General features: G+C 72.2%; 3 protein-coding genes and 2 pseudogenes. 2 read left to right on the top strand and 3 right to left on the bottom strand.

All coding sequences use genetic code 11. The features are described from left to right. A pseudogene (locus ACWCSD_RS48915) lies at positions 1-495 on the top strand (glycosyltransferase family 39 protein); the annotation flags it as partial. A gap of 147 nt (positions 496-642) precedes the next feature. Here ACWCSD_RS48915 and tyrS read toward each other — a convergent pair. After that, positions 643-1,908 (bottom strand): tyrosine--tRNA ligase, encoded by a 1,266-nt coding sequence (gene tyrS, locus ACWCSD_RS48920; RefSeq protein WP_352330051.1) that lies wholly within the window; start codon positions 1,906-1,908, stop codon positions 643-645. Between the two features lie 87 nt (positions 1,909-1,995). On the opposite strand from tyrS, the gene ACWCSD_RS48925 reads away from it, so the two are divergent. Beyond that, the gene (locus ACWCSD_RS48925; RefSeq protein WP_449926089.1) at positions 1,996-2,397 is read left to right on the top strand and encodes a PH domain-containing protein; all 402 of its coding nucleotides are present in this window, start codon (positions 1,996-1,998) and stop codon (positions 2,395-2,397) included. Here ACWCSD_RS48925 and ACWCSD_RS48930 read toward each other — a convergent pair. Further along, complete coding sequence (locus ACWCSD_RS48930; protein WP_449926092.1) at positions 2,337-3,107, bottom strand: DNA-3-methyladenine glycosylase; 771 nt, start codon at positions 3,105-3,107, stop codon at positions 2,337-2,339. The two genes, ACWCSD_RS48925 and ACWCSD_RS48930, sit on opposite strands and share 61 nt — an antisense overlap. Further along, positions 3,089-4,171, bottom strand: a pseudogene (gene argH / locus ACWCSD_RS48935) (argininosuccinate lyase); the annotation flags it as partial. The pseudogene argH and the gene ACWCSD_RS48930, both read right to left, overlap by 19 nt. Positions 4,172-4,243 lie beyond the last annotated feature (72 nt).

Here is a 4,243-nt window from a genome sequence, read left to right on the forward strand (position 1 = left end):
GCGGGGGTGGCCCTCGTGCTGGTGGGGGGTCTGCTCGCGGCTTCCGAGCATGTGACGGTACGCGAGGAGAACGGGCGGTTCGAGAACATCCCGTGGGCGTTGCGAGTGGTCAAGGCGGAGCCGGAGGACGCGATCGTGTACGGGCAGAGCCAGCTCCGGGCCGGGTTCGACTACTACGCGGACGCGGCGATGCCGGACGACGTACTGAAGACAGGGGACGTGCCGGACGCCGACGGGTTCGGCTACCCCGAAAGGTCGGAGGTCGCGGCGGCGTTGACGGGGCGCGACCGGGTCTGGGTGGTGTGGCGGGGCACCAAGCAGGCGGGGTTGCAGGGCGACTCCGTGCCGCGGGTGGCGCAGGTGAGGCAGGCGGGGTTCGAGCCCGTGTCGGTCAAGCACTCGGCGGATCTGCCGGGGCTGACGGTGGCCCTGTTCGAACGGAAGCCAGAACGGAAACCAGCACGGACGCCGACGCGGACGTCAGCCCGGAAATAGGACAGAGGGGCCTCCCGGGGCGCCGCCTCGCCATGCGGCAGTGGGCCTCCTTGGGGGGCCGCCTCGCCATACAACAGAGTGGGCCTCGCAGGACCCGCCCGGCCATGCGGAAGGCGGGCCCCGTAGGGCCCGCCTCGCCGGTGGGGATCAGGCGACCTCGACGCCGCCGATCGACTTCTTGCCGCGGCGCAGGACCATGAACCGGCCCGCCAGCAGGTCGGACGCCTCGGGCACGTACGCCTCGTCGGTGATCTTGACGTTGTTCAGGTAGGCGCCGCCCTCCTTGACCGCGCGCCTGGCCGCCGACTTCGACTCGACCAGCCCGCTGTCGGCCAGCAGGTCGACGAAGGACGCCCCGAGCTCGGCGACGGTGGCCTTGGGGACCTCCGCCAGGGCGGCCTCCAGCGTGGCGGCGGGCAGGTCCTCCAGCGACCCCTGTCCGAACAGCGCCTTCGACGCGGCCATGACCGCTTCCAGCTCGGCGCGGCCGTGGAGCAGCTCGGTGAGGTCTTCGGCCAGCGTGCGCTGGGCCTCGCGGGCGAAGGGACGCTCGGCGACCGCCTTCTCCAGCTCTTCGATCTCCTCGCGGCTGCGGAACGTGAACACCTTCAGGTAGTGGATCACGTCCCGGTCGTCGGAGTTGAGGAAGTACTGGTAGAAGGCGTACGGGGAGGTCATCTCGGGGTCGAGCCAGAGCGCGCCGCCCGCCGTCTTGCCGAACTTGGTGCCGTCGGCCTTGGTGATCAGCGGCTGGGTCAGGACGTGCACGTGGCCGCCCTCGATGCGGCGGATCAGGTCGGCGCCCGCCGTGATGTTGCCCCACTGGTCGCTGCCGCCGATCTGCAGGGTGCAGTTGTAGCGGCGGAACAGCTCCAGGTAGTCGTTGGACTGCAGGATCTGGTAGCTGAACTCGGTGTAGCTGAGCCCCTCCCCCGCGAGCCTGGCCGAGACCGACTCCCTGGCGAGCATGCGGTTGACCGGGAAGTGCTTGCCGATGTCGCGCAGGAAGTCGATGGCGCTGAGCTCACCGGTCCAGTCGAGGTTGCTGACCAGGCGGGCCGGGTTGGACTCCGCGTCGAAGTCGAGGAACTTGCCGACCTGGCCGCGCAGGCGCTCCACCCACTCGGCGACGATCTCGCTGGAGTTGAGCGAGCGCTCGGTGTTGCGGCCGCTCGGGTCGCCGATCAGGCCGGTGGCGCCGCCGACCAGGCCGATCGGGTTGTGCCCGGCGAGCTGCAGGCGGCGCAGCGTGAGCAGCGGCACGAAGTGGCCGATGTGCAGGGACGGCGCTGTGGGGTCGAAACCGGAATAGACCGTGATCGGTGCCTTGGCCATGGACGCGCGTAGGGCGTCGAGGTCGGTGGACTGGGCGATCAATCCTCGCCACGCGAGGTCGTCGATGATGTCGGTCACGGTGATGTGGCTTCCCTGAGTCGGAGTCGGTGCCTTTAGCCTGCCCGATCGGTGTGCCGGCGCGCCACTTGGATACGCTCGGTGTCCATGTGGAGGGTCCGTCGCGAGCTGGCCGTTTTCAAGATCTTAGGGGCTCTGGCGTGCGCCGGGCTCGCCGTCTTCTGGTGGGTGGCCGGGGACGTGCGCGGGGTGATCCTCGCGGTGCCGGCGGCCGTGCTGGTGGGCGGGATGGGGCTGCGCGACGTGCTGGTGCCGGTGCGGCTGTCGGCCGACGCGGACGGGATCACGGTGGTGCACGGGTTCGCCGGCCGGCGGCACGTGCCCTGGGCGGCGATCGGGGACGTCACGGTGGACGTGCGCAGGCGGTTCGGGGTGCGCAGCGAGATGCTGGAGATCGACACCGGCGACCATCTGCACGTCTTCAGCGCTCACGAGCTGGGCGTCTCCCCCACGGAGGTGGCCGCGGAGCTGCGCCGGCGCGGCACGTGAGCCCGGTACGGCGAGACGGTCGGGTCGCCGTCGATCCAGAACCGCCACGGGGTCTCCTTGGCGGTCGAGACGCCGGTGCGCGGGCCTGACTGGATCGTGCCGGGGTCGGCGGGCCGGCCTTCGAGCACGGCGGCCGACCCGTGGGGCAGGCCGGTGAGCCAGGTCGCGTGCTCCGGCCCGTGACCAAACCGCCCGGAGTGCCCGGTCAGGGGATCGAGGGCGGCGGGTGCGCCTTCCCAGATCGCGTCGAGGCCGTTGTGCTCGCGCAGCAGGCCCAGCGCGACGGCCAGCCGGGCGGGGCCGCGGGCGAGGTCACGGTCCGGGACCCGCCCGCCCCGGCCGCCGGTGGGGGTGCGGCGGGTGCGGGCCTCGTCCAGGCCGGCGACGATCTCGCCGGCGCGGACCAGCACGGCCGAGCCGTGGCCCTCGGGCAGGCAGACGAGGTTCGCGCAGAAGTGCATGCCGTAGGTGAAGTACACGTACAGGTGGCCGGGCGGGCCGAACATGACGGCGTTGCGGGGTGTCCTGCCGCGGTAGGTGTGGGCCGCCGGGTCCTCGCCGGGGCCGCCGTACGCCTCGACCTCGGTGAGCCGGACGGCGACCGGGCCGTGCACGAGGACGCGTCCGAGCAGGTCGGGCGCGACCTCGTGCGAGGGCCGGTCGAAGAAACTCCGCGGCAGCGGCGCGGCGCTCAGTTGCCCGAGGCCCATGCCGCCTGCGCGTCGACCGCCTCGCGCAGGGCGACGAGCTGGTCGCGTACGCGGTCGGGCGCGGTGCCGCCGTGGGCCTTGCGGGCCGCGAGCGCGCCGGGCACGTTGAGCACGTCGCGGACGTCGGGCGTCAGGTGCGGCGAGACCTTGGCCAGCTCGTCGTCGCTCAGGTCGCCGAGGTCCTTGTCGTTGACCTGGCACCAGACCACCAGGTGGCCGACGGCCTCGTGCGCGTCGCGGAACGGCACGCCGCGCCGCACCAGCAGCTCGGCCAGGTCGGTGGCCAGGGCGAAGCCGTCGGGGGCCGAGGCCTCCATGCGGGCGGTGTTGACGCGCATGGTCGCGACCAGCCCGGCCATCGCGGGCAGGACGAGCAGCAGCGTGTCGACCGAGTCGAACACCGGCTCCTTGTCCTCCTGCAGGTCGCGGTTGTAGGTCAGCGGCAGGCCCTTGAGCGTGGTGAGCATCGACATGAGGTTGCCGATCAGGCGGCCGGACTTGCCGCGGGCCAGCTCGGCGACGTCGGGGTTCTTCTTCTGGGGCATGATCGACGAGCCGGTGGAGTAGGCGTCGTCCATCTCGATCCAGCGGAACTCCTGCGAGGCCCACAGGACGATCTCCTCGCCCAGCCGCGACAGGTGCACGCCGATCATCGCCGCGTCGAACAGGAACTCGGCGGCGAAGTCGCGGTCGGCGACGGCGTCCATCGAGTTGGGCGCGGCGGCGGAGAAGCCGAGCTCCTCGGCCACGGCCTGCGGGTCGAGCGGCAGCGAGGAGCCCGCCAGGGCGCCGGAGCCGAGCGGGGAGACCGCGGCGCGCTTGTCCCAGTCGGTGAGGCGGTCGATGTCGCGGGTGAAGGCGTGGACGTGGGCCAGGAGCTGGTGGCCGAAGGAGACGGGCTGGGCGTGCTGCAGGTGCGTCATGCCCGGCGCGGCGGTCTCGGCGTGCTGCTCGGCCTGGGCCATCAGCGCGGTCTCCAGCTCGACCAGGCGGGAGACGATGCTGCGCACGTGGTCGCGGAGGTAGAGGCGCAGGTCGGTGTCAGCACGGCCGAGGCCGCCGCGATCCACGTGTACAGGCCGCCGACCGGGGCGGGGACGCCGACGGCCAGGGCCGTCTCGTTCCTGCTCGCCATA

Source organism: Nonomuraea sp. NPDC001684, assembly GCF_053596515.1.